General features: G+C 43.6%; 23 protein-coding genes. 16 read left to right on the top strand and 7 right to left on the bottom strand.

Annotated features, from left to right (window positions below):
• Positions 1-381 precede the first annotated feature (381 nt).
• The 8 genes from JFC07_RS09530 to gspK all read left to right on the top strand — a co-directional run bounded on the left by JFC07_RS09530 (position 382) and on the right by gspK (position 8,444).
• A complete protein-coding gene (locus JFC07_RS09530; RefSeq protein WP_102077098.1) occupies positions 382-1,257 on the top strand; it encodes a tRNA (N6-threonylcarbamoyladenosine(37)-N6)-methyltransferase TrmO in 876 nt (291 codons plus the stop codon).
• A 70-nt stretch (positions 1,258-1,327) separates the two neighbouring features.
• Positions 1,328-3,115, top strand: a complete 1,788-nt coding sequence (locus JFC07_RS09525; protein WP_198328926.1) for a type IV pilus assembly ATPase TfpB — start codon at positions 1,328-1,330, stop codon at positions 3,113-3,115.
• 194 nt (positions 3,116-3,309) lie between these two features.
• Positions 3,310-4,098 (top strand): TatD family hydrolase, encoded by a 789-nt coding sequence (locus tag JFC07_RS09520; protein WP_102077097.1) that lies wholly within the window; start codon positions 3,310-3,312, stop codon positions 4,096-4,098.
• A 232-nt stretch (positions 4,099-4,330) separates the two neighbouring features.
• Positions 4,331-5,014: a TetR/AcrR family transcriptional regulator gene (locus JFC07_RS09515; RefSeq protein ID WP_068405549.1), complete on the top strand. Its 684-nt coding sequence runs from the start codon at positions 4,331-4,333 to the stop codon at positions 5,012-5,014.
• Positions 5,015-5,217: 203 nt separating this feature from the next.
• On the top strand, positions 5,218-5,922 hold the full coding sequence (locus JFC07_RS09510) for a prepilin-type N-terminal cleavage/methylation domain-containing protein (protein WP_198328925.1): 705 nt from the start codon (positions 5,218-5,220) through the stop codon (positions 5,920-5,922).
• A gap of 3 nt (positions 5,923-5,925) precedes the next feature.
• A complete protein-coding gene (gspI, locus tag JFC07_RS09505; RefSeq protein WP_102077094.1) occupies positions 5,926-6,405 on the top strand; it encodes a type II secretion system minor pseudopilin GspI in 480 nt (159 codons plus the stop codon).
• On the top strand, positions 6,402-7,298 hold the full coding sequence (gene gspJ, locus JFC07_RS09500; protein WP_102077093.1) for a type II secretion system minor pseudopilin GspJ: 897 nt from the start codon (positions 6,402-6,404) through the stop codon (positions 7,296-7,298). Before gspI ends, gspJ begins: the two co-directional genes overlap by 4 nt.
• Before the next feature lie 42 nt (positions 7,299-7,340).
• The gene (gene gspK / locus JFC07_RS09495; protein ID WP_227678305.1) at positions 7,341-8,444 is read left to right on the top strand and encodes a type II secretion system minor pseudopilin GspK; all 1,104 of its coding nucleotides are present in this window, start codon (positions 7,341-7,343) and stop codon (positions 8,442-8,444) included.
• A gap of 47 nt (positions 8,445-8,491) precedes the next feature.
• Here the strand turns inward: gspK and JFC07_RS09490 are convergent, their stop codons facing one another.
• The 3 genes from JFC07_RS09490 to ychF all read right to left on the bottom strand — a co-directional run bounded on the left by JFC07_RS09490 (position 8,492) and on the right by ychF (position 12,089).
• Positions 8,492-9,172 carry a TetR/AcrR family transcriptional regulator gene (locus JFC07_RS09490; RefSeq protein WP_102077092.1) on the bottom strand — a complete coding sequence of 227 codons (681 nt, stop codon included), beginning with the start codon at positions 9,170-9,172 and terminating at the stop codon, positions 8,492-8,494.
• Positions 9,173-9,349: 177 nt separating this feature from the next.
• Positions 9,350-10,813 carry a deoxyguanosinetriphosphate triphosphohydrolase gene (locus JFC07_RS09485; protein ID WP_198328929.1) on the bottom strand — a complete coding sequence of 488 codons (1,464 nt, stop codon included), beginning with the start codon at positions 10,811-10,813 and terminating at the stop codon, positions 9,350-9,352.
• A 184-nt stretch (positions 10,814-10,997) separates the two neighbouring features.
• Positions 10,998-12,089 (bottom strand): redox-regulated ATPase YchF, encoded by a 1,092-nt coding sequence (ychF, locus tag JFC07_RS09480; RefSeq protein WP_102077091.1) that lies wholly within the window; start codon positions 12,087-12,089, stop codon positions 10,998-11,000.
• Positions 12,090-12,445: 356 nt separating this feature from the next.
• On the opposite strand from ychF, the gene JFC07_RS09475 reads away from it, so the two are divergent.
• The 4 genes from JFC07_RS09475 (at position 12,446) to JFC07_RS09460 (ending at position 17,181) form a co-directional block, all read left to right on the top strand.
• On the top strand, positions 12,446-14,668 hold the full coding sequence (locus JFC07_RS09475) for an ATP-dependent helicase (RefSeq protein ID WP_198328928.1): 2,223 nt from the start codon (positions 12,446-12,448) through the stop codon (positions 14,666-14,668).
• Positions 14,669-14,885: 217 nt separating this feature from the next.
• Positions 14,886-16,133, top strand: coding sequence for an NAD(P)/FAD-dependent oxidoreductase (locus tag JFC07_RS09470; RefSeq protein ID WP_102077090.1), 1,248 nt, complete (start codon positions 14,886-14,888; stop codon positions 16,131-16,133).
• A 110-nt stretch (positions 16,134-16,243) separates the two neighbouring features.
• Positions 16,244-16,582: a RidA family protein gene (locus tag JFC07_RS09465; protein ID WP_102077089.1), complete on the top strand. Its 339-nt coding sequence runs from the start codon at positions 16,244-16,246 to the stop codon at positions 16,580-16,582.
• Positions 16,583-16,758: 176 nt separating this feature from the next.
• The gene (locus tag JFC07_RS09460) at positions 16,759-17,181 is read left to right on the top strand and encodes a tetratricopeptide repeat protein (RefSeq protein WP_198328924.1); all 423 of its coding nucleotides are present in this window, start codon (positions 16,759-16,761) and stop codon (positions 17,179-17,181) included.
• A 103-nt stretch (positions 17,182-17,284) separates the two neighbouring features.
• Here JFC07_RS09460 and JFC07_RS09455 read toward each other — a convergent pair whose 3' ends face one another.
• The 3 genes from JFC07_RS09455 to JFC07_RS09445 form a co-directional block, all read right to left on the bottom strand.
• Positions 17,285-18,109: an enoyl-CoA hydratase gene (locus tag JFC07_RS09455; protein ID WP_198328923.1), complete on the bottom strand. Its 825-nt coding sequence runs from the start codon at positions 18,107-18,109 to the stop codon at positions 17,285-17,287.
• Positions 18,110-18,335: 226 nt separating this feature from the next.
• Entirely contained in the window at positions 18,336-19,472 is a 1,137-nt protein-coding gene (locus tag JFC07_RS09450; RefSeq protein WP_198328922.1) for a glycerate kinase, read from the bottom strand.
• An 82-nt stretch (positions 19,473-19,554) separates the two neighbouring features.
• The gene (locus tag JFC07_RS09445; RefSeq protein WP_068405516.1) at positions 19,555-20,907 is read right to left on the bottom strand and encodes a GntP family permease; all 1,353 of its coding nucleotides are present in this window, start codon (positions 20,905-20,907) and stop codon (positions 19,555-19,557) included.
• 234 nt (positions 20,908-21,141) lie between these two features.
• On the opposite strand from JFC07_RS09445, the gene cobT reads away from it, so the two are divergent.
• The 3 genes from cobT to JFC07_RS09430 are packed head-to-tail and all read left to right on the top strand — an operon-like array spanning position 21,142 to position 23,742.
• Positions 21,142-22,209 carry a nicotinate-nucleotide--dimethylbenzimidazole phosphoribosyltransferase gene (gene cobT / locus JFC07_RS09440; RefSeq protein WP_265090566.1) on the top strand — a complete coding sequence of 356 codons (1,068 nt, stop codon included), beginning with the start codon at positions 21,142-21,144 and terminating at the stop codon, positions 22,207-22,209.
• Positions 22,209-23,108: an adenosylcobinamide-GDP ribazoletransferase gene (gene cobS / locus JFC07_RS09435; protein WP_198328920.1), complete on the top strand. Its 900-nt coding sequence runs from the start codon at positions 22,209-22,211 to the stop codon at positions 23,106-23,108. The genes cobT and cobS overlap by 1 nt, the downstream gene beginning before the upstream one ends.
• 37 nt (positions 23,109-23,145) lie before the next feature.
• Complete coding sequence (locus tag JFC07_RS09430) at positions 23,146-23,742, top strand: histidine phosphatase family protein (protein ID WP_198328919.1); 597 nt, start codon at positions 23,146-23,148, stop codon at positions 23,740-23,742.
• Between the two features lie 126 nt (positions 23,743-23,868).
• On the opposite strand, the gene tnpA is transcribed toward JFC07_RS09430, so the two are convergent.
• Positions 23,869-24,267, bottom strand: a complete 399-nt coding sequence (gene tnpA, locus JFC07_RS09425; protein WP_102076311.1) for an IS200/IS605 family transposase — start codon at positions 24,265-24,267, stop codon at positions 23,869-23,871.
• 83 nt (positions 24,268-24,350) lie between these two features.
• Here tnpA and JFC07_RS09420 point away from each other — a divergent pair.
• Positions 24,351-24,885: helix-turn-helix domain-containing protein (locus JFC07_RS09420; protein WP_198328918.1), on the top strand; the 535-nt coding region annotated here is incomplete at its 3' end.

Raw genomic sequence — 24,885 nt, 5'->3', positions numbered from 1 at the left:
TTAAAGTAATAAAAAGTGTGAATAAGATTAAGCGCTTATCAATTATCAGTTCAGGCTAATAAGCAAATGACATGTTAAGCAAATGACACGGATAAAAAACCGTTATTTTAACATTATTATCAGGTTTTATAAGGCGTCAGATTCTAGCAAACAACAGCGCTGCCCGTAAAAGTAAACTTTGCTGCTTGTACTTTATAAACCTGCCCTTTATGAATGCAAGCCATTCTCAATAAATTTCTCGCTCATCATAACAAACTTTAAAATAAAAATCCGCCTAGCTGCCTGTCTGTACCATGATAAAATGGAATATCGTTAGCGAATAATTTTCTATCATTGCCGCATGCCATGTATTATCAGCTATTTACTTTTGGGATTTGATTTATGACTTGTCAGACTTCCGCCGCTATTAACTATCATATATCGCCCATTATTGGTTACCACCGTGCGCCGCTGTCACAAAAGTTTGGCGCACCGAGGCAGCCAAATCTTGTGGTTATGACTAGTGTGATTGAAATGCTCGCGCCGTATGATACGCCAGCGGCATTTGCCGGACTGGAAGATTTTAGCCATATTTGGATCAGTTGGCAGTTTCATCATAACTATTTATATAAAGACAAATTGGATAAACACAAGCATTCACTCAATAATAAGCAGCAAGACAAAAATGATAGTAGTTTTCGTCCTCAGGTGCGTCCGCCGCGTTTGGGTGGCAATCAAAAAACAGGTGTATTTGCCAGCCGCAGTATGTATCGTCCATCTGCGCTAGGGTTGTCTGTGGTCAAACTAAAGCGCATCGAGATTGTCGAAGGACGGGTGTTACTTATTATTAGCGGGGCTGATATGATAGATGGGACGCCGATTATCGATATCAAGCCTTACGTGGCTTATAGTGATGCCTTGCCTGATGCTCAAAGCGGATTTGCGCCTTCGGCACCGCACTTGTTGGACGTGACGATTACCGAATCGGCTTATGAGCAGTTTGGGCAAATTATCGCCATTCAAAGGTTTGCCAATGGTGTAGAAAAAAACGCTAAAGATGAGAAGTTAACGGTTAAAGCGGTCATTTATAATACCCAAAAACAGTTATTGATGTCTGATCTCGATACGATTAAAGCCTTGATAGCGCAAGACCCGCGCCCTGCTTATCGACGTACAGAGACAGAGTCGTCATTTGTTATGCGCTATAAATCGGTTGATGTCAGTTTCCAGTTTCTGGACTCAGGTGAATTGCAGATAATGAATATTGTCACAGTATAATGAAAGTAAACATCGCTGCCGACTAAATGCTCTAAATCTTATAAGAATAAAACTATAAAAGAAGATAACTATGTCTGCTCAAAAATATTCGATCGTGATTGATTTGCGTTGGTGCCTAGACGAGTTGTTGGCAGATAGGGTGATTGATCAACGCGGCTATAACCTTGTCATTACCAGTCGCCGTAACAAGGTGCAGCATCCGCTGATTACGATTAGCGAGTTTGGGCTGCCAAATGGTCACGCGCTTAATAATAATTCTGAGAATAAATTGACGCTGGCGTGGCTCAATCAGTGGCTGGCTGCCAAAGCAGATATGCCGCTGGTGCGTATTGACCCGTTAAAGGTCGATGTACCGGCGGTAACGCAGCTGATGTCGTTTGAATATGCGCGCTCGCAGCACATTTTACCGATTGAAGTGACGCTTGATGAAGTGGTTATTGGTACTGACCAGCCATTTTATACCGACTGGCATGGCAATATTGAAAAGCTTATTAAATCAAAAAGCTATCGCACGGTCTTTATCAATCCTGAACAAATCAATCGCTATCGCCAAGAGTTTTATCAAGTCACGCAAGCGATTGCGGGCGCAAACTCCCTACATAAGCGCGCGGCAGCGGACGTCACCAACGTCGAAGCTTTGTTGCAGCTCGGCGATAATGCCAATCCCGATGCCAATGACCAACATATTGTCAAAGTGGTCGATTGGCTATTGCAATATGCTTTTGAGCAGCGTGCCAGTGATATTCATCTAGAGCCACGCCGCGAAACAGGCAAGGTGCGCTTTCGTATCGATGGGGTGCTGCATAGTGTCTATGAGATGCCGCTTGCCATTATAGTGGCGGTGACCGCCCGTATCAAAATTTTGGGACGGCTCAATGTCGCAGAAAAGCGCAAGCCGCAAGATGGACGCCTAAAAACCCGTACACCCAAAGGCTTAGAGACCGAGCTTCGTCTCTCTACCATGCCGACTGCTTTTGGTGAAAAGCTTGTCATGCGGGTATTTGATCCAGAAGTGCTGGTGCGCTCGTTTGCCCAGCTTGGCCTGTCGGGTAAGCAGCTTGAAACGTGGCATGAGCTGACCGCCCATCCTAATGGGATTATCTTGGTGACGGGTCCGACGGGTTCTGGTAAAACCACCACTTTATATAGTACGCTTAAGCAGCTCGCTACCGAGCAGGTCAATGTCTGTACCATTGAAGATCCTATTGAGATGATTGAGCCCGCTTTTAATCAAATGCAGGTCAATCCTGGGGTTGATTTGCATTTTGCCGATAGTATTCGTTCTTTGATGCGCCAAGACCCAGACATTATTATGGTCGGTGAAATTCGCGATGCTGAGACTGCCAATATGGCAGTGCAAGCGTCTTTGACGGGGTATTTAGTGCTATCAACGTTGCATACCAACGACGCACCAAGCTCTATTACCCGTTTACATGATTTGGGTATTCAGCCATTTTTAACCTCAGCAACGATATTGGGGGTAATGGCACAGCGCTTATTACGGACGTTATGCCCGCATTGTAAGCAAGCCGTTGATGTAAGCACAGATAGCGAGATTGCTATCCAATGGCAAGAATTGGTGCAACCTTGGCGCGCCCCAGTGCCTGCGCAAGTTTATAAGGCGCAGGGCTGTGAGCACTGTCGCCATACGGGTTATCAAGGTCGCGTTGGTCTGTACGAGATTATGCCGTTATCCAATGAGCTAAAAAAATTGGTCGCAGCCGATGCCAATTTGGATACGTTGAAGCAGCAAGCGTACCGCGAAGGCGTGCAGCCGCTACGTTTATCGGGAGCAAAGCGTATTAGCGAAGGGTTAACGACCATAGAAGAGGTGATGCGTGTGGTGCCGCTGCATTAAAGGACGTCTCTAAAATACGCCTCATTCAAAAAAACTATTCTTTAAAAAAATGCTCTGATAAAAAAGCCTTTATATAGACGTTTGTTAAACACGACTTGAAAAGCCGGCTTATCAGAGCAATTAATACTATTACTATTACCAAATCCATATTTTAAGATAATTCTATTTATTGATTTTTATTAACGAGATTGTTTATGTTTACAGATACGCATTGCCATCTAAACCGTTTGGATTTAACCAAGTATGATGGTCAATTGTCCGGCGCGATTGCGGCGATGAAAGAGGCGAATGTTAATCGTGCGATGGCAATTATGTGTGATTTTGCTGAATACGATGAGATTGCCAATATTGTCAGCACTTATAATGACGAGGCGCTAAATCTTGGTATGAGCGTCGGTATTCATCCTTGTGAAGATATTAACGTATTGCAGTCAGCGACAGTTGAGCGCTTGATAGAAACGGCTGATGCTGAGCACGTGTGGGCGATAGGGGAGACGGGGCTGGACTATTACTGGTCGACGGAAAATAAAAAAGAGCAACAAGCCAGCCTTGCGCGTCATATCCATGCCAGCCAACAGCTAAAGAAACCGCTTGTCGTGCATATGCGTGACGCCAAAGAAGATACGCTTGATATCCTAAAAGCAGAAGGCGCTGAACACGGTATTATCCATTGCTTTACTGAAGACTGGGAAACCGCAAAACGCGCATTAGACTTAGGGTTTTATATTTCATTCTCAGGTATCGTCAGTTTTAAAAGTGCGCAAATGATTCAAGATGCCGCAAAAAATATGCCCAAAGACAGAATACTTATCGAAACCGATAGCCCGTATTTAGCACCAGTTCCTAAACGTGGCCGGCCTAATGAGCCGGCATACGTGCCATATGTGGCAAGCTATCTTGCCCAACTATATGGCTGTAGTGGCGAGGAAGTCGGCGCATTGACTGCAAAAAACTTTGAAAATTTACTGGCACAGTATCACTAAAATGGTTATGCTATGACCAATCAGTCATTTATAGGCTTGTCTTGTAGTTCTGTGTTGAATGTGTTTTTGATGCTGAACTTAACCCTATGATTATCAATGACTATTTAGCAAACATAAGCATATTGCCTTTGATGGTATTGGCGTAGCCGTTATAAAATTTATAAGCGTACTGCCAATACACTGACAAAAGGGACGGTGGTATGCATGATATTGTCAGTTTTTAGGAGAAATTATGAGTCGTCAGCACCAGTTCAAGGCACGAGAAGAGAATATCTTAGCGATGGCGGAGCAATTGCTACTTGAGTCAGGCGATGGTGATATCACTTTGGACAGTTTGGCAGACCAGCTTGATTTGGCTAAAGGCACCTTATATAAGCATTTCTCCAGTAAAGATGAGCTCTACCTGCGTATTATTATCCGTTATGAAGAGCAATTGTTTGAGATCAATCGTATTGATGACTGTCCATCGGCAGGCGTCGCGCGGATGATTTTCCAGCAACTATTTAATCCGCAAAAAGCCATGCTCCTTAACCAAATCGAAGAGCGTTTGGCGGCATCGGTGACGGGTCTGAATCGCCTGTTCGGTGAGCTTTATGATATACGCCGTCAGCGCATGAAACGTTTGATTGATATTATCAGCGCGTATCTTCAAGAGCAGCACAGTAGTCTAAGTACGCGCGATTATTTGTCCTCGATTTGGGCGATGGGTCAGGGCGGCGCAGGATTATTAAACTCAAGCTTTTATCAGCGCTATTTAGGACGCCGTGATACCTTGCGTTATGCTTTTGTGCAGCAAATGCTTGAGTTGCCAAGCCATTATCCAGCGGCCGATGATGAAGTCATGGATGAAGATATGCAAGAATTGGTAGAGCAAATCGATACTGAATCAGAAGAGCACCGTAATACCAATTACTAGCTTTTTATTCTATTTTAAACGCAGTCAACTATTATTTTATAACGGTCCGTGTTGTTATCTTCTGTATGGCAACACGTTAAATTTATCTTTTAACATGTGTACGAAGTCATAGTTTTTATAACTCGTCATGTCTTTCGTCGTTTGTATACCATTCAATATAGCGTTATTTTTAATAAGGTGACGCCATTCTAGATGACTTCTGTATGTCAAAACCGACTTCCTCTATATCTTCAATCACAGTCTCTCACGCGCACATCCGTATCGGGCAAGCGGGCTTTACCCTTGTAGAAATAGTAGTGGTGGTCGTTATTTTATCTATATTTGCTGGCATGATGAGCTTGTCGGTCGGTAGCAGTGAGTCACGCAAAAACCGCGCCTTTTATGAGCATTTAACAGATTCTCTGAGCTATGTACGACTTTTATCGGCTGAGCGTATGGCGCCTATGGGTCTAAGCTTACAATCCGATAAACAAGGTCAAATGACGCCTGTCATTGTCACGCTATCAAATCCGTATATTGCTTATCAAACTCAAGATTCTACGTCTTCTAGAGGCGATAGTACGCCTAAGAACGCCATGGAGCTGTCAGCAGATTTGACGAATATATCAGCTGCTACAGATAAAGTGCCCACACCAAGTTGGGAGGTTGAGCCAGAAGTTAGTCTGCCTGCCTTGCCTATGGGTGTGAGCTTAAGCGTGCAAAGCTTGGATGCGAGTAGTCAGTCAAACGCAGAACAAACGCAAGCGCTGCAGCCGTGGTTTACCGAGCAAAATGTACCGCAAGTACTATGGTTTGGCACAGGTCAGGCCACACCGGTAACAATAGAGGTGCGTCATAATTCGCGTTTGGTGGGCGAGGTGATTACAATTATGCCCGATGGTAGTATGTCGATAGGGCAAGGGCGCTAACTTATGATAGATAATAATAAGGCCGAACATACCTATACAAACCTAAAGCCCGCTCTATCAAAATATGAGCGCGGATTTACCCTGATTGAGGTCATGGTTGCTTTAGCGATTCTAGCCGTCGTTGCCGTTGCCGCGAGCCGTGCGAGTAGTGCGTATTTAAGCTCAGTTGATGTTTTACGTACTCGTACGCTGGCGCAGTTTGTCGCACAAAACGCGGCAGCAGATTTGCGTATTCAAGATACGTGGCTGACGGCCAATAAAACCCAAACTATCAATACCCAAGGTCGTGATTGGCAAGTGACAATGACCGCCACGGACGCCATCACACCTGCATTAAAGCAGGTAAATATCGCTGTTGCGCCCATTATAGATGGACAGGCACGCAGCGCAGTGACGGATATCAACGTGATGTTAAGTAACGCTGAGCAGGAGGTTGGTAGTTTGGATTTGAGCGGTCTAACGCCAGATAGAGGCAATCCATGAAATCAAATCATGGATTTACTTTGCTTGAGCTGATGGTGGCGATGGCGATATTTGCCATGTTAGCGGTGGCTGGCTGGAAAGTATTTGATGGCGTTAACCGTGCGCGTGAACGGGCGCAATTTCATGCGGATAATTTAGCAGTTTTGCAATATGCCTATTTGCAATTACAGCAAGATATGAACCAAATGATTCCTTATCAGGCAGTGGATACGCAGGGTGCTAATTCTTCAATTAATAACGCCTCGTCCAATAACGCCGCAACGAATAATACTAATAATAGCAATCAAGAAAACGCACCAGCGCCCGAACCTTTTATGAGTCTAGATGCTGAACGTATCAGCTTTATGCGTTTTGCCGACCCCGACCCACGTTATCAAAGCAGCGCAAGTGTGCAGCATATCGAATACATTTTTGCCGATGAGCGCTTAATTCGCCGTCAATATAACAGTCTTGCTGGTGGCAGTGACAGCATTAGCCTAGATAGTGTATTGCTTGAAGGCGTCACGGCAGGGCGCTGGCAAGCTTATTTACCTGAATTAAGCGCCAAATTTCCCAATAAAGATAGCAGCAGCAATAACAGTACCAGTAATAATACCGTATCAGGGCAGTTGGCGAATTCAGCCAATAAAACGTCTGAGACTATACTGTTACCAAAAGGGATTGCGCTTAACTTTACGTATCAGGATATGCCGATCACTTGGCAATGGGCACTGACGCCGCAGCCAATACCAAATATCAGTACAAATACCAGTCACAAAAACACGCCTAACAATCCTAATGCTAATAGCGGTGATAAAAATAATAACGGCACCAATAACGATAATGCAGCCAATGGCAATGTAGAAAACAATAAATCAGGCAACGCTACTGAAAATGCCCCATTTGGTCAATGATAGAGGCTATTTATGCCAAATAAGCCACGAATAAGGCCAACGATGCCTACAATCTCTATGAAAGCCGATTCACAACGTGGCGTCGCGCTGCTGACTATTTTATTATTGGTGGTTAGTATTACTGTGGTTGCAGGGGCAATGCTTGCCAACCAAAAGATTGCTATTCGGCGTAGCGGCTTATTGTTTGACCAAAACCAGCTCTTACAAGATATTAATGCAGGTCAGCAATTGGCCGTTACCTTGATTCGTGCTGATGCTAAATTAAATGATACCGATAGCGAGCAGGATATTTGGGCGCAGCCAATACCGCCTTATACGCTAGGCGGACATAGCATCGGCATCGAATTACGCGATGAGGGCAGTCGTTTTAATATTAATAATTTATATCACAATGGCGCCGTTGATAATGCTGCCTTGGCCGTTTTTCAAAGGCTGCTTACACAGCTAAATTTAGAGCCTGATATCGCCGTTGCGGTACTTGATTATCAAGATGCCGACAGCGAAGTCTACCAAGATGGCGGTGATGAAAATGTAGTATATGCTCAGCAGTCCAATCGCGGAGCGGATACAGCTTTACCCAACCAAGCGTTGCTTAGTATCGATCAATTAGCAGAAGTAAAGGGCGTTGATGCGCAAGTATTGGCGACACTGCGTCCCTATATTACGGCGGTACCATATTATTTACCCATTAATATTAATACCGCCAGTCCCGTTTTGCTTGCTGCCTTGGTAGAAGGTGCGAGCAGCCAGCAAATGCAGAGTATCGTTGAGTTGCGAGCAAAACAAGCCTTTAGCTCTGTCGATGATGTTTGGCAACTGCCCGTATTAAGTAGTGTAAAAGCAGAGCCGCGCAAAGCCTTGACGCCATTACTAGCGGTTGATAGCCAAGCCTTTATGGCACTTATTACCGCCTCTGATAATGCGACGGTTGGTCAGGCAAGACAACGCTTTGCGACCGTTATTATTAGCAAAACGGCTGCTGATAGTGAAAAAGAAAATAGCAGTAATAATAACAGTAATGAAAATAGCAATGATGCTAATAACGCTGATGTTAATGCTAAAAACGTTCAAAATTCTGATAATAAAAAGCCCAAAGAGGTGCGTGTGCTAACGCAACGACTTTGGGCTTTTAGGCCAATTTTCTAATGGTTATAGATAATTAGTAATAAATAGCATGCAAAAATTAAGTCTAATTAATCATTTAAACGGGTTTCTTCGGTAGATTTCCAATTATAAGCACCATAAAACAGCATTTGTGCTTGGCGCGTGCAATTATGCAGCATCAGTTGTTTTTTCTTTTCTATCTCTGCCAAGTCGACCTCATCATCATGGTCTTCGGTATAGGTCAGCTCGAGCCAGTCAATAATCCAAGAAAAAAACATATTGACCCCAGCTTCTGCCAACAGTCTACGATCATAAGTATTGATGTGGGTAAACGCCGGCTGTAGCGCTAAGTCTTCTGCTAGGCTTTGACCGTGTTTTTTAATCAGCTCATTGATGGCTTTGCGTACCGCTTCTGAGCCGCCATAACGCTCACTGACTAAGAACTGCCAGTAGCAAGGTTGCTCGCTGACCATATATAAAAACATCTGAATACTTTTAGCGATTTGGCGCTCAAAGCTACGTTTGCGCCCAATTTGCAAGTTTTCACTTAACGTTGCCATCGTACCGCCCAACTCTTCGATGACTAAGGCGCGACCAAGCGACTCCATGTCATCAAAATGGCGATAAAACGCCGTCGGCACCACACCAACCTCGCGCGTGACCTGTCTGAGACTGATTGAGCTAAAAGACTGACCTGTCATACACAAATCGAGCACCGCATTAAAAAAAGCGTGCCGTGTTTGAAGTTTCTTTTGTTCGCGACTACTCATAATATTTCAAAATTACCTGATAGATGTCTATCATACTCATTTCATTGCGAAAATACGAATGAAATAGACGGTTATCGTTGATTGTCCAGTTTTTAGAATTGGTTTTAGACTGAATTTTAAGCTTGGTTTTAAATTAATTCTAGACTTCTTTTTAAACGAGATGCTTAAACATGTTGTTTAAACAATGGTGCCCCAATGCCCTTGTAGCTCTTGCGCCAGTCGATAGGCTTCATGGTCATTCATACCAGTGATAAAATCTAATACATTAAGCATATTATCATAGGTATTATCTGCTAGAGTCCGGCGATGTTCATCGAGATGCGGCTGGAGTAATTTTAGCAAACGCTGCTGCTCAAAGGATATTTGGCTTATCGGCGCATTGGTTTTATTTGCCTCTTTTATCCAGGCGAGTGGCATAAAAGCATCGAGCAGGCGCTGCAAGCATTGATTGGCCATCAGCTCCATGCGCACTTTACTTGGGTGATTAAATATCTTTTCGCGTGCCAATTGCTTAGCTTGGTTGATGCCACTTTGTACGCTCGGCTCACAGTGCGCAAACAAGCTGCCTTGTAGCGTCCCCGCCAACATAGTATCACTATTGGCTACAAAGGCATCGGTGACGGCATTGACCAAACGCATCATTGCCCGTGCCCGCAGCGATGCCAAATGCTGTCTGACTGACACTTGGGTGGGTAGAGCAAGCGTATCAGGGCGCTCACCAATCAGCTCATAAAAAATCGCCGCAACCTCTGCATAGCTTAGCATATTCAAATTGATGCCATCCTCCAAATCTATCAGCGCATAGCAAATATCGTCTGCCGCTTCTAATAAATAGGCTAGCGGATGACGAGCAAAGCCATCGTGCTGCTTTGAATATGGCAAGTTTAACGTTGCTGCCAGCTCCTCTAACTGCGCTGCCTCACTATAAAAGCAGCCAAATTTTTGCATGTTAGTGGTGTGATTGCCTTGGTAAATGCGGTTGTTTTGATCAATAGAGTTGTCTTGATAAACGGGATTGCTATGAGTGGCAAGCCAAGGGTATTTCATAAACGCGCCTAAAGTAGCGCAGGTTAAGCGCATACCACCTAAATCAGGGTGGTGCTCATTTCGGGTTAATATACGAAATCCTTGTGCATTGCCTTCATAAGCCAGTAAATCTAATTGCTCGTTATTATTCAGATTTTGCAAGACTTGCTTACGGTCAGGATGCATAAACCAATCACGAATGGCGTACTCTCCGGCATGACCAAACGGTGGATTGCCAATATCATGGGCAAGGCAAGCTGCTTGGATAATGACGCCGACATCAGCGGGCGCGACACCGTTCGGTAAGCCGCCGCCCAACTTATCATGCAGCTTCTCTGCTGCCATGATACCCAAAGAGCGACCAATACAAGAAACTTCTAGCGAATGTGTTAAGCGCGTATGAATACCAAGCTGGTTGGTCAACGGATGAACTTGGGTCTTTTGATTCAGCTGACGAAAGGAATGTGAAAATACCAGTCTGTCGTAATCTTTATGAAAGGAGGAGCGTGCGCTGTCCTCGGCAGGGGCTTTTTTATGACTGCCTAAACGCTGAGCACTAAATAATTTTGCCCAATGGTCGCTAGAATTCGTGGTTTGATTAACAGAAGCAGTCATCATTTATCGTCCGTTATTTTTATCATTGTATTTTATTTTTGCTTTTAGAGAGGTTAATTACTTTAACGTTATTCCCTTTATTATAATAAAAAAAGCCAGCGTTGAAGCTGGCTTTTGGTTGTTCTCTACTAAGACTGTGTAAACACTCAATCCGCTTGTACTTGTAAATATTAAACGTTGAACGTTAAACGTTAAAACGGAAATGCATCACATCGCCATCTTGCACAATGTAGGTTTTACCTTCTAAACGTGATTTGCCGGCTGCTGCTGCACCTTTTTCGCCGCCATACTCAATAAAGTCGTCATACGCAATGACTTCAGCGCGGATAAAACCCCGTTCAAAGTCGGTATGAATCACACCAGCAGCTTCAGGAGCGGTTGCGCCAACAGCGACTGTCCAAGCGCGGACTTCTTTGACGCCTGCCGTAAAATACGTTTGCATATCAAGCAAATCATAACCGCCGCGAATCACTTGATCAAGACCAGCTTCTTCCATATCCATTTCAGCTAGGAAGTCTTTTTTGTCATCTTCATCAAGCTGAGCAATTTCAGATTCGATTTGATTGCATAGGGCAATGACAATAGAATCTTCGCCAGTGGCATAGTTACGCACTGCATCTAGATATGGATTATTCTCAAAGCCATCCTCGCTCACGTTAGCGATATACATCGTTGGCTTTAAGGTAATCAGACCATAACTTCTGATCAGTTTTTGCTCTTCTTTGTCTAGGTTAGCACCGCGGGCGGCTTTGCCTTCTGCTAATAATGGCTCGATTTTTTTGAACACATCGAGCATGGCCGTCGCATCTTTGTCGCCACCTTTGGCTTTTTTGCTTAAGTTAGTAATAGCTCGCTCAACGGCTTCTAAATCGGCCAATGCCAATTCGGTATTGATGGTTTCGATGTCGTCGATAGGGCTGACGCGGCCGTCAACGTGGACGACGTTGTCATCATCAAAGCAACGTACCACGTGAGCAATCGCATCGGTCTCGCGGATATTAGCCAAGAACTGATTGCCCATACCTTCACCTTTTGAGGCGCCAGCGACCAAACCTGCGATGTCGACGAATTCCATCGTTGTCGGCAATACGCGCTCGGGCTTGACGATATCAGCCAATTTTTTTAGGCGTGGATCTGGCACAGGAACAATACCGGTATTGGGATCTTTGGTACAAAAAGGGAAGTTTTCAGCGGCGATACCCGCTTTGGTCAAGGCGTTAAACAGGGTGGATTTACCCACGTTTGGTAGACCGACGATGCCGCAATTAAAACCCATAACATGCTCTCAATATATTAATAAAATCAGGCAATAACAGACTTGGTATTTAGTCAGTATAAAGCTTGGTAAAATAGGAACGCAAAATTGGGCATATTGTAGCAAATTTCAGCCAAAATGGGTGAGGTTGTTGTGCTTGCTATTTTAATTTTTACGCTCAATCACAATACTTAGTAATCTGTTTAATACCGCGGTTTAATACCATCCTTTAATATCATCGTATCATATGAGTGTTCGTTATCAATGACCTTCAGCGCCCTGTCTATTATGATAAACTACTACCTATAAATGATGATGCATGCTGCTGCGCTGTCATTAATAGCCAGCACGATAAACCACACCAAAGGCAATTGTTAATAATGACCACCATTTTTGCTACCCACCATTATAATTATCCGCAAAATTTCGTTGACATGAAACCCAAGCTGACGCGGCTTGAGCAGGCGATTAAAAAGCTCGAGGCCAACTTGATAAATGCGGATGCTGAAATATTAGAGCAACGGCTTGCCAGTCATTTAGGGTTACAAGTGGATTACGCTCGTGAGCTGAACCCTAACCAGTTGTTGGCTGCCACGACTATTGAGGGCAAAGTATTGGTCATCGCCGGTGCAGGCTCTGGTAAAACCAAAACCTTGACTTATAGAACCAGCTATTTGATAGAAAATGGCGTCGCGCCAAAAGAGATTTTGCTATTAACCTTTACCCGAAAAGCGGCCAATGAAATCAAAAGTCGTGCTAGAACGTTACTGGCTAGCCGTCTTTCGGACAATGACCACATAAATAGCAAAGCGCTAAACGATATCACCAGCGGCACTTTTCACTCATTTTGCAATATGTTATTGCGCCAATATTCTGGGCTACTTGGTATCAATCCGCGCTTTACGATTTTAGATACCGGCGATAGTGAAGATGCGATTGATTTGATTAATAAAGAAAAAAAGTATCCAACCAAAATAACCAATCAGGCGTTTCCGCGCAAAAAAACCTTGCAAAATATCTTTTCAACTTCTAGAAATCGGCGCATTCATATTCGCGACTTAATCGAAAGCAGTTATCCTGATATCGCTGTGCATATTCCAGTTATTGAGCAATTGGCGGTCGACTTTCATGAATATAAGCGCGCCAATCATTTATATGATTTTGATGACATCATCAGCCAAGTGGTGCGCCATCTAAAGCACAATGATACCTTTCGAAAGCTATTACAAAAGCACTATCGTTATGTCATGGTCGATGAATATCAAGACACCAATATTCCGCAAAAAGAGCTGATTGACCTCATTTGTGCGCCGGCGTCGGTATCGCTGATGGTCGTTGGTGATGACAACCAAAGCATCTATGCTTTTCGCGGTGCCAATTATGAAAATATCTTATTATTTGGCGAAAGCTACCCCGAAGCAAAACTGATTAAATTAGAGCAAAATTATCGCAGTACGCCAGCGGTGCTTGATTATATCAATGCTTTATCGGCGCAAATTACGTTGGGCTATCAAAAGCAATTGTACTCGGGCGCATCTATAGAAGGCATCAAGCCAATATTTCGTCGTTTAAGTGATGAAACAAAAGAAGCAAAATATATTGCTGACAAAATTATCGAATTAAAACCAGATTACGATTATCAGGATTTTGCCGTCTTGTGCCGCACGTCTTTTCAATCCAACTACGTTCAGCTTGAATTTATGGAACGCAATATTCCCTTTATCGTCGTGGGCGGCATTCGCTTTATTGAGCGGCGTCATATCAAGGACGTTTTAGCCTTTGTTAAAATACTTTATAACCCGAATGACACCATTGCATGGCACCGTATCTTAACCTTGTTTAAAGGGGTAGGGGCAGTGACGGCGACGCGCTTAACCCAAGCGATTAATGCCGATAGCAATGTGAATAATAATGTGAATAATAATGTGAATAGCGATGTTAATAGTAACGTTAACAACACTTTCGAGCCGCTATTAGCACCATCATTTGCAAAGAAAAGCCCCCAGCTTAAGTCATTGCATACGACTTTAACCAAAGCCAGTCAGGCAGAGTCAGTGGAAATAGTGATTGAGCTAATTTTAGAGTTTTATATTCCTCTGCTAAAAACGATTGAAGAGAATTGGCGTGAACGTAGCGAAGACTTTCGCGTGCTCAAAAACCTAGCGACAGAGTATGACAGTCTCGATAAGTTCTTAGAAAATCTTGCCCTTGATCCGCCTAATGATTCAGTTGCTACCGCAAGCGAGCCTGAAAAAGACGAAGATAGTAATAATAAAGTCATCATCTCGACCATTCATAGTGCTAAGGGGCTTGAATGGCCAGTGGTGTTTGTCAATTCTCTCGTCGATGGTATGACGCCGCATTATCGCTCGCTCAGTGATTTTGAAGAGTTGGAAGAAGAGCGTAAGCTGTTTTATGTTGCTTGTAGCCGTGCTAAGAGCAGATTGTTTTTAACCGCGCCCGAGTATTTCTCAAGCTATTCAGGTTACTTTGATAAGCCGTCACGGTTCATCGCTGAGTTGCCTGCCGATAAGCTGACGGTCGAGACTGGCAAGAATCTTTTAGAGACGCTAGCGAATGAAGATCCGATTTGGTGGTGATTGGTTTATTTCTTGCACTTTAATTAGCCAAAATAGACCTATTTTCTTAATTATTTTTACATTATTCCTATCAAAAATAGCTTTCATTTAAACGCATAACCAAAAATATTTATATCATAAGGGTTTAATCTTGCGCGCAATGCGTTACTATTACTCCCTTATCTGTTATTTCTCTACTTTGTTATTCTGTATTAAGACTTTAAAAAAAGGACGTGTTATGCGCTACGAAGTGATCGTTATCGGTGCAGGTATGGTCGGCACCTCAGCGGCTTGGCATCTACAAAAAAATAACGCCAAAGTTTTACTATTGGACAGAAAATTACCGGGCTCTGAGACTTCATATGGCAATGCCGGTCTGATTCAGCGCGAGGCGATTCATACCCATCCGTTTCCGCGCCAGCTGACTGAAATGATACGTGTATTGCCAAACCAAGGCACCGATATTCGCTATCGCATTCCGGCAATCTTGCGCTATCATCAAGCATTATTGCAGTATTGGAAATACTCGACGCCAGCTTCAATCAAAAAAATAGAAGCCGAGTGGCAGACGCTGATTGAGCATTGCACCAGTGAACACCAAACCATGATTGAAGCATCTGGCGCTGAATATTTGATTAGCCGTAAAGGCTGGTTGCAGTTGCATCGCTCTGAAGAGACGTTTAAAGCAGCTATTGATGCTGCAATCAAAGACCGCGATCAGGGCGTTGAGCACAATGTCTTGACGCTTGACGAATTAAAAGCGATGGAACCAAGCGCCAATTTTGACGAGTTCGTTGGCGCGATTCATTGGCTAAACTCTTGGCAAGTGTCAAATCCGAGCTTATTGGTGAAATCATACGCAAAAAACTTTCAAGAAATGGGCGGTACCATTAAAGAAAGTGGTGTCAATGAAATCGTCCAAGAAGCAGATGGCTGGAAAATTATTACCGACAACGACACTTTTTATAGTGATAAATTGGTCATTGCTGCTGGGCCTTGGTCTAACGATTTAATCAAACCGCTTGGTTATGATTTGCCGCTGTTCCCGATGCGCGGCTATCACCAGCATTTTAAAGTCACGGAAAAAAACACCATCAACCATAGTATGTTTGATATGGATAAGGGTTTTGTGATGGGTCCGATGCAGCAAGGTATCCGCATCACCACTGGCGCTGAGATGACCACCATGAATGCGCCAAAGAATTTTGGTCAATTAAATACCGTATTAAAACTTGCGCGCAAAATTCTGCCGCTAGAAGATGCCGTCGAGAGTGAAGCGTGGGCGGGCTCACGTCCTTGTATGCCGGATATGAAGCCAGTCATCGGTCCTGCGCCGCAGCACGACAAATTATGGTTTGCCTTTGGTCATAGCCATCAGGGTTTCACTTTGGGGCCGATGACTGGTCGTCTGGTGGAGGAGATGATTCACGAAAAACCGCTATTGGTTGATATTAAACCCTTTAGTGCCGAGCGTTTTTCTCGCTAATTTTTGCTAAATAACGTCTAAGTAAAAATCGAGTCGTTTATATATTTGAAAGTTCAGGTGTTTAAGAGAACTGAAACATTAAGAGCATCAAAAATTAAGGATAATAATCCATGCAAAAGCTGCATAGTAACCAACGTATGAGTCAAACTGTGATTCATAACCAAACCATTTATCTGTCCGGTCAAGTGGGTAATAGCGAAGATGATATAAAAGCTCAAACCTTAACGTGCTTAGAGAAAGTCGAAAAATTACTGCAAGAAGTTGGTAGTGACAAATCAAAGCTGCTATCCGCAACCGTCTGGCTAAAAAGTATGTCAGACTTTGCCGCAATGAATGAAGTGTGGGATAAATGGTTTGAAGGCGTCCAGCCACCAGCGCGTGCATGCGGCGAATCAGCATTGGCTCGTCCTGAGTTATTGGTCGAAATTACCGTTATCGCTGCTGAATAATTACGAGCGTTTAATGACTGAATCTAACTGTGTATCGTAGATGCTAAGATTGAAAGCGATATAAAATAAAAGGGTGTGATTGCTATCACGCCCTTTTCTATGAGCTATTTATATAAATTAGTCTATAATCAACATCATTTAGCGCATTTGACGTGCAACCAACAGGGTCACCCATCATGATTAATACCAAAATATATAAATCCATCTATGTTTTAGCAGAAAAGCTGCTAGAAGCGGACAGTAAGAACGATCAAAAAACCTTTGATGCGCTATATGCGCAGCTAAAAGATTTGTGTAACGAAAATGAAAAAAGCGATAAAGACCATCCTGAACAGTGGGAAACCTTGGCTGACTTTACCGAGGATTTGGAGGAAGCGTTAGTTATTTATCAAAAAGCGTTAGATAAAGCCGCGGCCATTAATTCAAAAGACCATTTGGCATCGATCGCTTTTTCTATGGCTGAGCTGCAAATCGAATTGGGCCAAACCGATGCTGCGATCAAAAGTCTGCAAAATGCTAAAATCAGCGCTAATAAAATCGAAGATAGAGAGTTTAAAGTTGAAATAAATGAATTATTGACCAAGCTCTTGGCAGAGTAATTTTAGCTATTGCTATTTGTTATTGAGAAAAGCGTCTTTGATTATTTAAAAAAGCGCGTGTGCCGATATCGGTATTTTATGTTATAAAATGCTGATATTGTTCTTAGTGTCCTGTCCATACGGCAGGACGCTTTTCGATAAAGGCATCAATCCCTTCACTCACATCATCCGCCATCATATTGCAGCTCATCACCTCGCTGGCATACTCATAAGCCTCAGCCAATGTCATATCCAACTGGTTATAGAACATGGTTTTGCCAGTGGTCAAAGCGACTGAGGATTTGGCGGTAATGCTATCTATTAAAGACTGCAAAGTCGTATCTAATTGCTCTGCGCTTGCCACACGGTTGATCAGTCCTTGGTGCAGTGCGGTATGAGCATCGATAAATTCACCGGTGATGAGCATCTCAAATGCTTGCTTGCGAGAGAGGTTGCGACTGACTGCTACTGCAGGGGTGGAACAAAACAGCCCTACGCTGATACCAGAAGTGGCAAATTTGGCATTGTCCGAGGCGACAGCTAAATCACAGGCTGCCACCAACTGACAGCCAGCAGCAGTAGCGATGCCCTCTACTTTAGCTATCACCACTTGTGGCATGCGATTGATGGTCAGCATCATCTGGCTGCACTGTTCAAATAAGGCGCGCTGAAATGCCTTTTCTGGATTGGCGCGCATCTCTTTTAGATTATGACCGGCACAAAAGGCCTTACCGTTTGCGGCAATGACGACCACGCGAATACTGCTATCTTGGACGATGCTGTCTAGCTCTGTTTGCATAGTAGATAACATATCTACTGATAGCGCGTTAAACTGTTTGGGACAATTGAGTGTCAACGTCACAACACTGCCTAAGTTTTCTCTAATAACCAAAGGCTCGTTAGAGTCTATAAAGGAAGGGTGTGATTGAATAGGGTTAAATTTGGTCATTTATCGTCCTTGATAATATGTTTATAAACTTAGCATAAAGTATAAAAGCAATTTAAATTATTGCTCAAATAGTAGCATGCTTAATCAGTTAAGCAATAGCTCAGTGATATGGATACAGCCGATATAAAAATAGCGCTCTTATATGCTAAGAGCGCTATTGACATAAGCCATTATTTTTTCATAAAGTATTGCATTCAAAAGGTAAGCTCACGACAAACGATTATTTTTATTGTATGCTTTGACCCAATTTTATCGCTGCGGCAATATTAGTAGCGGTAATTTCAATATTGTTATAAGCGTTTTTAAAGACATTATCGAGGGAATCTAGCTTTTGGATACTGGGCACAATGACGTCAAACTGGCTAGTCTGAGCGGATTTTAGCCCATCAACACTGCCGCAAATAGCAATCACGGGGGTATGACTCAATTTAGCAATTTGGCTAATACCACCCGCCACTTTGCCCATAGCAGACTGAGCATCAAGCTTGCCTTCACCAGTGATGATCAAGTCTGCATCGGCGATATGCTGTGATAAATTGGCCACTTTTGCCACTGTATCAAAACCTGACTTTAAATCCGCTTGGCAAAAACTCATTAACGCATAGCCCAGTCCACCTGCTGCACCGGCACCTGCTACCTCTTGATGGCCTTGATAGCCATGCTGCTCGCACACATTTACAAAATGCGTTAACGATTTATCTAACTCATGGACTTGCTGCGGGCTAGCGCCTTTTTGAGGACCAAATATGGCACTGGCACCCAATTCACCACATAACGGATTGGTGACATCACAAGCCACCTCAAATACTGTGTTTAAGACGCTTGCATGAAAGCTGGTCGCATCCAATCGTTGCAAGTTAGCAAGTGCGCCGCCGCCTTGGGCTAAGATGTTGTCATTACTATCATGAAACGTCATACCAAGCGCCGTTAACATACCAAGTCCTGCATCATTGGTAGCACTGCCACCAAGACCAATAATAATGCGCTTGACGCCTTCATTTAGAGCATCCTCAATCAATTCGCCGACGCCATAGCTGCTAGCAATGACAGGATTACGCTCTGCTACCGTCAATAGATGTAAGCCACAAGCTTGAGCGACTTCAATGACCGCAGTTGCATCAGGGAGTAATAAATATTTTGCGTTAATCGGTCGCATTAAAGGGTCATGGACAGGCACTTCTTTCCAGCGTCCACCTAACACATAAGACAACACTGCAGAAGTCCCTTCGCCGCCATCCGCCATCGGTAGCAGTTTATAGTCAGCGTCAGGAAACACTTGGCTGAAGCCAGATTGAATAGCGTGGCAGACATCCAGTGCTTCTACACTTTCTTTAAACGAGTCAGGGGCGATTAAAATTTTCATGACTTTCTCTTTAAATGTTTCTTTGAGTCTTTTTTAATTACTTAAATTTTAAAAATTGACTTTCAATAATTTACTTAAGGCGCTAGATAAATACCAAGGTCAATAGCCAAATAAAGATGATGCTGGTCACGCCTTGAATCCCTGTTGCCATAGAGTGGGCTTTGTAAGCCTGCGCCACACTCATACGACTAAACTGGCTAACAATCCAAAAGAAGCTGTCATTAGCATGCGAGACAGTCATCGCGCCTGCACCAATCGCCATCACACAAAATACGCGACCAAGCTCACTATCAAGACCTATTTGACCTAATAATGGGGCGACCATCGCCGAAGTAGTGACCAAAGCAACAGTGGTTGAACCTTGTGCTGTTTTGAGCGCCGCAGAAACGATAAATGGCATAAAAATACCAAGCCCTAGGGCAGATAACGTAGTACCCAAATAATCACCGATTGGCGTAACTTTTAGCATAGCGCCAAACGCGCCCCCAGCACCAGTAATTAAAAGAATAGGCGCTGCGACTACCAAGCCTTGTGAGATGCTGTCACTAATCTGCTGTGTTTTTTGGTCAGTATTAATCAGTAAGAATGATAAAAACAAACCAATTAATAGGGCGGTTAATGGGTTGCCAATAAATATGAGAATATCGGTTAGTATGCCGCTACCAAATGGTGTGCTGGGTAAATTGGCAATAGACGATAAGCAAATCAATACAATGGGCACGATAATAGGTAAAAATGCCATAGTCGCTGATGGCAGTTTGCTGTAGTCGTCACGAGTCTTCATATTATCTGGTACGGCGACTGCGTCAAGGGCATCAATATTGTCAGGCGTGGCGTCAAGGAAGCGATTTGACCACAGCCAACCAGCAAGTACCGCAACGGTGGTGACGACAACACCGACCATGATGACCAAGCCCAAGTTTGACTCAAGACCCAAGTTGCCCGCTGCTGCAATTGGACCGGGTGTTGGCGGCACAAAGGTATGAGTGGCATATAAGCCAGTCGCTAATGCGACACTCATTGCCACGCTCGAAACTTTTAAACGCTCAGCCAAAGACTCTTTTAACGAGTTTAAAATAATATAGCCTGAGTCGCAGAACACGGGTACAGATACGACAGCACCAACGATAGACATGGTCAAAGTAGGGAAACGCGGTCCCAAAACTTTAATGACGGTTTCTGCCATCACGATGGCGGCACCCGTTTTCTCAAGGATTAAGCCAATGATGGTTCCAAACACAATCACCAGACCGATATATCCTAAGATACCGCCAAAGCCATCAGAGATAGTTTTTGCGACCGTATTAAGCGGTACTTGATAAAAAAGCGCGACCAGAAAGGCAGATAGTATCAATACTAAAAAAGGATGCCATTTTAACTTCGCAGTGGCAAAAATGATAAAAAGAATGGTCAGCAGCAGCCAAAATACGATCATTACTGTCTCTATATAGTTGTTAATCTCTTATCGCTATTAATGCAACTCACACAGCATTTAGTGAGTTTGGCGTCTAGCTTAACATCAATAGTGATACGAATTTTTAAAGGTGCATATTCTATCGTAAATCTATCCTACTAGGGAGTCTATTCGGCTCTCATTTGATTTTATTCGTGGTAAAGCTGAGATACTCTGCTAGTATGTGGGTTTTGTTTTAATTGTATAAATACGAGGGTGGTTTGCTTGAACACATTTATAGCACCAACGATTGCAAACATAGAAAATAACGAGCTGCGTCAGCAATTGCAGAAAATCGTTGACCAAAAAACCAAGCCACTGGGCGCCCTTGGACGTTTAGAGACGCTCGCGGTACAGTTGGGATTGATTCAAGGTACGACCACGCCGCAAATTACGCAACCGCAAATTCGGGTATTTGCTGCCGACCATGGTCTAACCAAGCATGGTACCTCAGCATATCCTAGCGCGGTGACGGCGCAAATGGTAGTTAACTTTTTGCAAGGCGGCGCTGCTATCAATGTCTTAGCGCGTCAGCATCATATGGAGCTAAAAGTGGTCGATGCTGGTGTCGATGCCGACTTTGCCAATTCTCCTTTTAAAGACCACGCGCAACTGCTCGATTATAAAGTGCGTTATGGAAGCCGCGACGCACTTAGCGAGCCTGCCATGACAGCAGAAGAGTGCTTAGCCGCATTAGAAAATGGTATGGACGTAGTCAAGAATATGGCGGGCAATTTATTGATTGTCGGTGAAATGGGGATTGGTAACACATCCGCCGCCAGTTTATTACTGGCAAAATTGGGCGATATACCGATTAATGCTTGTATCGGTCGCGGCACTGGTCTCGGCGATGCAGGATTAAAGCACAAGGCAAGTATTTTAACTCAAGTATTAGCGCGGCACAGTGAAGCGCAAACGCCATTCGACATACTTGCGGCATTAGGCGGGCTTGAGATTGCGATGATGGCAGGGGCGCTGATGCAAGCAGCCAGTGAGCGCCGTATTCTTCTTATCGACGGTTTTATCGCTAGTAGTGCGTTATTGGTCGCCGAGCGTCTAGCGCCTGGTGTTGCTCAATATGCTGTCTTTGCTCATCATTCTGTCGAGCCGGGACATACGCATTTATTAAAACTGCTCAATGCTGAGCCGTTACTCAATATGGGTATGCGCCTAGGTGAGGGTAGTGGCGCGGCGCTGGCGTATCCATTATTACAGTCGGCTTGTGCGATTATCAATGAGATGGCAAGTTTTAATGATGCTGGTATCAGTGGACAAAATAGCTAATGTCACAATTATCAAAAAAGCCATCAAAACAACCATTAAATCAGACATTGAATCAACCAAATGCATTACCCCAGTCTCCGTCTAAACCAAGTATTAGTCAATTTATAAAGTATGAATGGCGTTTATTGTTAGTAGCAGTACAGTTTTTAACGCGTCTGCCCATACCGCAATTTGCCAATTACAATCCGCAGTGGTTGCACCAGAGCAGCCGTCATTTTCCTGGGGTAGGTCTGCTGGTTGGGCTAATTTGCGCGAGCGTATTTTGGCTAGGCAGCCTTTTATTTACGCCTTTGGTGGCGGCAGTGATAAGTACGGCCTTTGGAATTAGGCTCACTGGCGCTTTTCATGAAGATGGACTTGCGGATAGCTGTGATGGTCTAGGTGGTGGTCTGACTCGCGCGCGTACTTTAACCATTATGAAGGATTCGCGCTTAGGGACTTATGGTGTACTAGGATTGGTCTCGGCGTTACTTATCAAAATCAGCTTATTGGCGTCTATGCCATTATCGGTGGCTATCGTGGCGCTGATTATTGGACATACGCTCTCACGTTTATTATGTATTAGTTTACTGGCGCTATTGCCTTACGGCGGTGAGATTGAGCATGCTAAAGCCAAACCGATGGCGCAGCAGCTGACGCCATTACAAGGATTATTGAGCAGTGGTTGGCTCATATTAGCGGGCTTGCTGGTCGTGCTCCTATGGCCAAATGCCGTGCAACAAATTGGTATTTGGCAATGGTCATTGGCTTTATTACTAGGCATCGTAGCGACGGATTATATGCGGCGCTTGTTGCGCAGACGTTTAGATGGTTATACCGGTGATGGGTTAGGCGCCACGCAGCAGTTAAGTGAAATCGCTATTTATATCGGACTTGCTGCCTCGAACCCTTTTATTTAATGTTAAGCGTACTATTTAAAAAGGATAATGATAGCCAATGGTTTTGTATATTTGGCGCCATCCAAAGCCCATTGCGGCTAATGGCTTTTGTATCGGACAGACTGATATCAGTGTCGATAAACGCAAAATTAAACGCCTTGCTAATAAAATACAGCGCTTCGTGCGTTTTCATCAATTGCCAAAAGTAATTTGGGTCAGCCCACTACACCGCTCGTTAAAAGTCGGAGAAATATTGGCGCAGCATGGCTTTCTGTATCATGTCGCCCCTGAGCTGGCAGAGATTGATTTTGGTAATTGGGACGGTCAGCCTTGGGCGCAAATTCCTAAACAAGAGATTGATGATTGGTGTGATCATTTTGCAGATTTTGCCCCTAAGGGCGGCGAGAGTTTACAGCAGTTGTTTAATCGTGCGGAAAACTGGTTAAATGAGATGGCGGCGCAAAATAGTGGTCAAAAACCAGTATTAGCAGTCGGTCATGCGGGCTGGATAAATGCTGCCAGTATGATTGCCGCTCGGCAAGAGGCGCCAAAAATAGCGGCTGATTGGCCACAAGCAGTAAATTATTTACAATGCCGTAAACTAGATTTTCAACCAAAAAAGCTGACTGTTTATAATAGCCAGCTTTTTGAGTAATGATTTTTCTATCTAATTTTTATAATCGTCTATCTTTCATCAATATAGCAATAAAAACCTCTAATCTATCAATCTAACGAAAGAGGACTCCACCCGACGCTAGGGTGGAGGTGAATTTCGTATAGCCTAACTCTGCTGATTTTGAATGTATTGCTTAATAATCTCCAACGGCGCTCCGCCACATGAGCCGGCAAAGTAAGAGCGTGACCACAAAACAGGCTTATTATAAGCCGCCCTTAAGTCAATGAAGTTGGCTCTCATTCGCCGGCTTGTGACCGACTTTAGATTATTAACCATCTTACTTAGTTGTACCGTTGGTGGGTATTGAATTAGCATGTGGACATGATCGCCCTCGCCGTTACATTCCTTGAGTTCTGCACCAAAATCCTTGCATATCTCAGCAACAACTTCTTTAAAGTATTGAAGATGATTGTCAGCTAAAACCTTTTTGCGGTACTTGGTGATGAATACCAAATGCACATGCAGATTATAAGCAGAATGACGGTTTTTATATATCTCACTCATTGTAATAAATATCCTTTAGTGTTATCTTTATATAGTATAACATGGTATAAATAACGAACACACTGACCAATAAAGCATCCATTATGAAAATTAATAAAGCGTACAAATTTAGGCTTGAGCCTAATGCAGAACAAGAGGTTATCTTAAATAACCTTGTTGGTTCTGCACGTTTTGTTTGGAATCAAGTGCTTGCGGTATCGTTTGAGATGTTTGCTAAAAATGAGTTTATTAATGCAACCAATTTGGTTAATAAAATCATGGATATTAAAGCAAATCCTGAGTTTGCCTTCTTAAAAACAAGCTCTAACGCGGTGTCTTTACAACAAAAAATTCGTGATCTCGCTTCTGCTTGGTCACGCTTTTTTGACTCTAAAGTTCATGCACGATTGAAAGAGAATAAGAAAAAACCTAAAAAGCCTAAGTTCTTCAAGCTTGCTGATGGCACAGAAATCCAATTACGCCCGCTTATGCCGCGCTTCAAGCGCAAATCAGATGGGTGTGATTCAATACGCTTGGTACAGTTTGATAAATATTGCCGTGTTGAAGGCAATCGTGTCAAACTACCGAATGGTGTAGGTTTTGTAAAGTTTAGAAAATCTCAAGACATTCTTGGGATAA

The sequence above is a fragment of the Psychrobacter faecalis genome (assembly GCF_016107575.1).
In the GTDB taxonomy this organism is placed as follows: Bacteria; Pseudomonadota; Gammaproteobacteria; order Pseudomonadales; family Moraxellaceae; genus Psychrobacter; species Psychrobacter faecalis.
This window is presented reverse-complemented; position numbering and strand designations above follow the sequence as displayed.

Excerpts from the sequence above, each read along its gene's own strand:
- JFC07_RS09530 (WP_102077098.1), top strand. The coding sequence starts at position 382 with ATGACTTGTCAGACTTCCGCCGCTATTAACTATCATATATCGCCCATT.
- JFC07_RS09525 (WP_198328926.1), top strand. The coding sequence starts at position 1,328 with ATGTCTGCTCAAAAATATTCGATCGTGATTGATTTGCGTTGGTGCCTA.
- JFC07_RS09520 (WP_102077097.1), top strand. The coding sequence starts at position 3,310 with ATGTTTACAGATACGCATTGCCATCTAAACCGTTTGGATTTAACCAAG.
- JFC07_RS09515 (WP_068405549.1), top strand. The coding sequence starts at position 4,331 with ATGAGTCGTCAGCACCAGTTCAAGGCACGAGAAGAGAATATCTTAGCG.
- JFC07_RS09510 (WP_198328925.1), top strand. The coding sequence starts at position 5,218 with ATGTCAAAACCGACTTCCTCTATATCTTCAATCACAGTCTCTCACGCG.
- gspI (WP_102077094.1), top strand. The coding sequence starts at position 5,926 with ATGATAGATAATAATAAGGCCGAACATACCTATACAAACCTAAAGCCC.
- gspJ (WP_102077093.1), top strand. The coding sequence starts at position 6,402 with ATGAAATCAAATCATGGATTTACTTTGCTTGAGCTGATGGTGGCGATG.
- gspK (WP_227678305.1), top strand. The coding sequence starts at position 7,341 with ATGCCTACAATCTCTATGAAAGCCGATTCACAACGTGGCGTCGCGCTG.
- JFC07_RS09490 (WP_102077092.1), bottom strand. The coding sequence starts at position 9,172 with ATGAGTAGTCGCGAACAAAAGAAACTTCAAACACGGCACGCTTTTTTT.
- JFC07_RS09485 (WP_198328929.1), bottom strand. The coding sequence starts at position 10,813 with ATGACTGCTTCTGTTAATCAAACCACGAATTCTAGCGACCATTGGGCA.
- ychF (WP_102077091.1), bottom strand. The coding sequence starts at position 12,089 with ATGGGTTTTAATTGCGGCATCGTCGGTCTACCAAACGTGGGTAAATCC.
- JFC07_RS09470 (WP_102077090.1), top strand. The coding sequence starts at position 14,886 with ATGCGCTACGAAGTGATCGTTATCGGTGCAGGTATGGTCGGCACCTCA.
- JFC07_RS09465 (WP_102077089.1), top strand. The coding sequence starts at position 16,244 with ATGCAAAAGCTGCATAGTAACCAACGTATGAGTCAAACTGTGATTCAT.
- JFC07_RS09460 (WP_198328924.1), top strand. The coding sequence starts at position 16,759 with ATGATTAATACCAAAATATATAAATCCATCTATGTTTTAGCAGAAAAG.
- JFC07_RS09455 (WP_198328923.1), bottom strand. The coding sequence starts at position 18,109 with ATGACCAAATTTAACCCTATTCAATCACACCCTTCCTTTATAGACTCT.
- JFC07_RS09450 (WP_198328922.1), bottom strand. The coding sequence starts at position 19,472 with ATGAAAATTTTAATCGCCCCTGACTCGTTTAAAGAAAGTGTAGAAGCA.
- JFC07_RS09445 (WP_068405516.1), bottom strand. The coding sequence starts at position 20,907 with ATGATCGTATTTTGGCTGCTGCTGACCATTCTTTTTATCATTTTTGCC.
- cobS (WP_198328920.1), top strand. The coding sequence starts at position 22,209 with ATGTCACAATTATCAAAAAAGCCATCAAAACAACCATTAAATCAGACA.
- JFC07_RS09430 (WP_198328919.1), top strand. The coding sequence starts at position 23,146 with ATGGTTTTGTATATTTGGCGCCATCCAAAGCCCATTGCGGCTAATGGC.
- tnpA (WP_102076311.1), bottom strand. The coding sequence starts at position 24,267 with ATGAGTGAGATATATAAAAACCGTCATTCTGCTTATAATCTGCATGTG.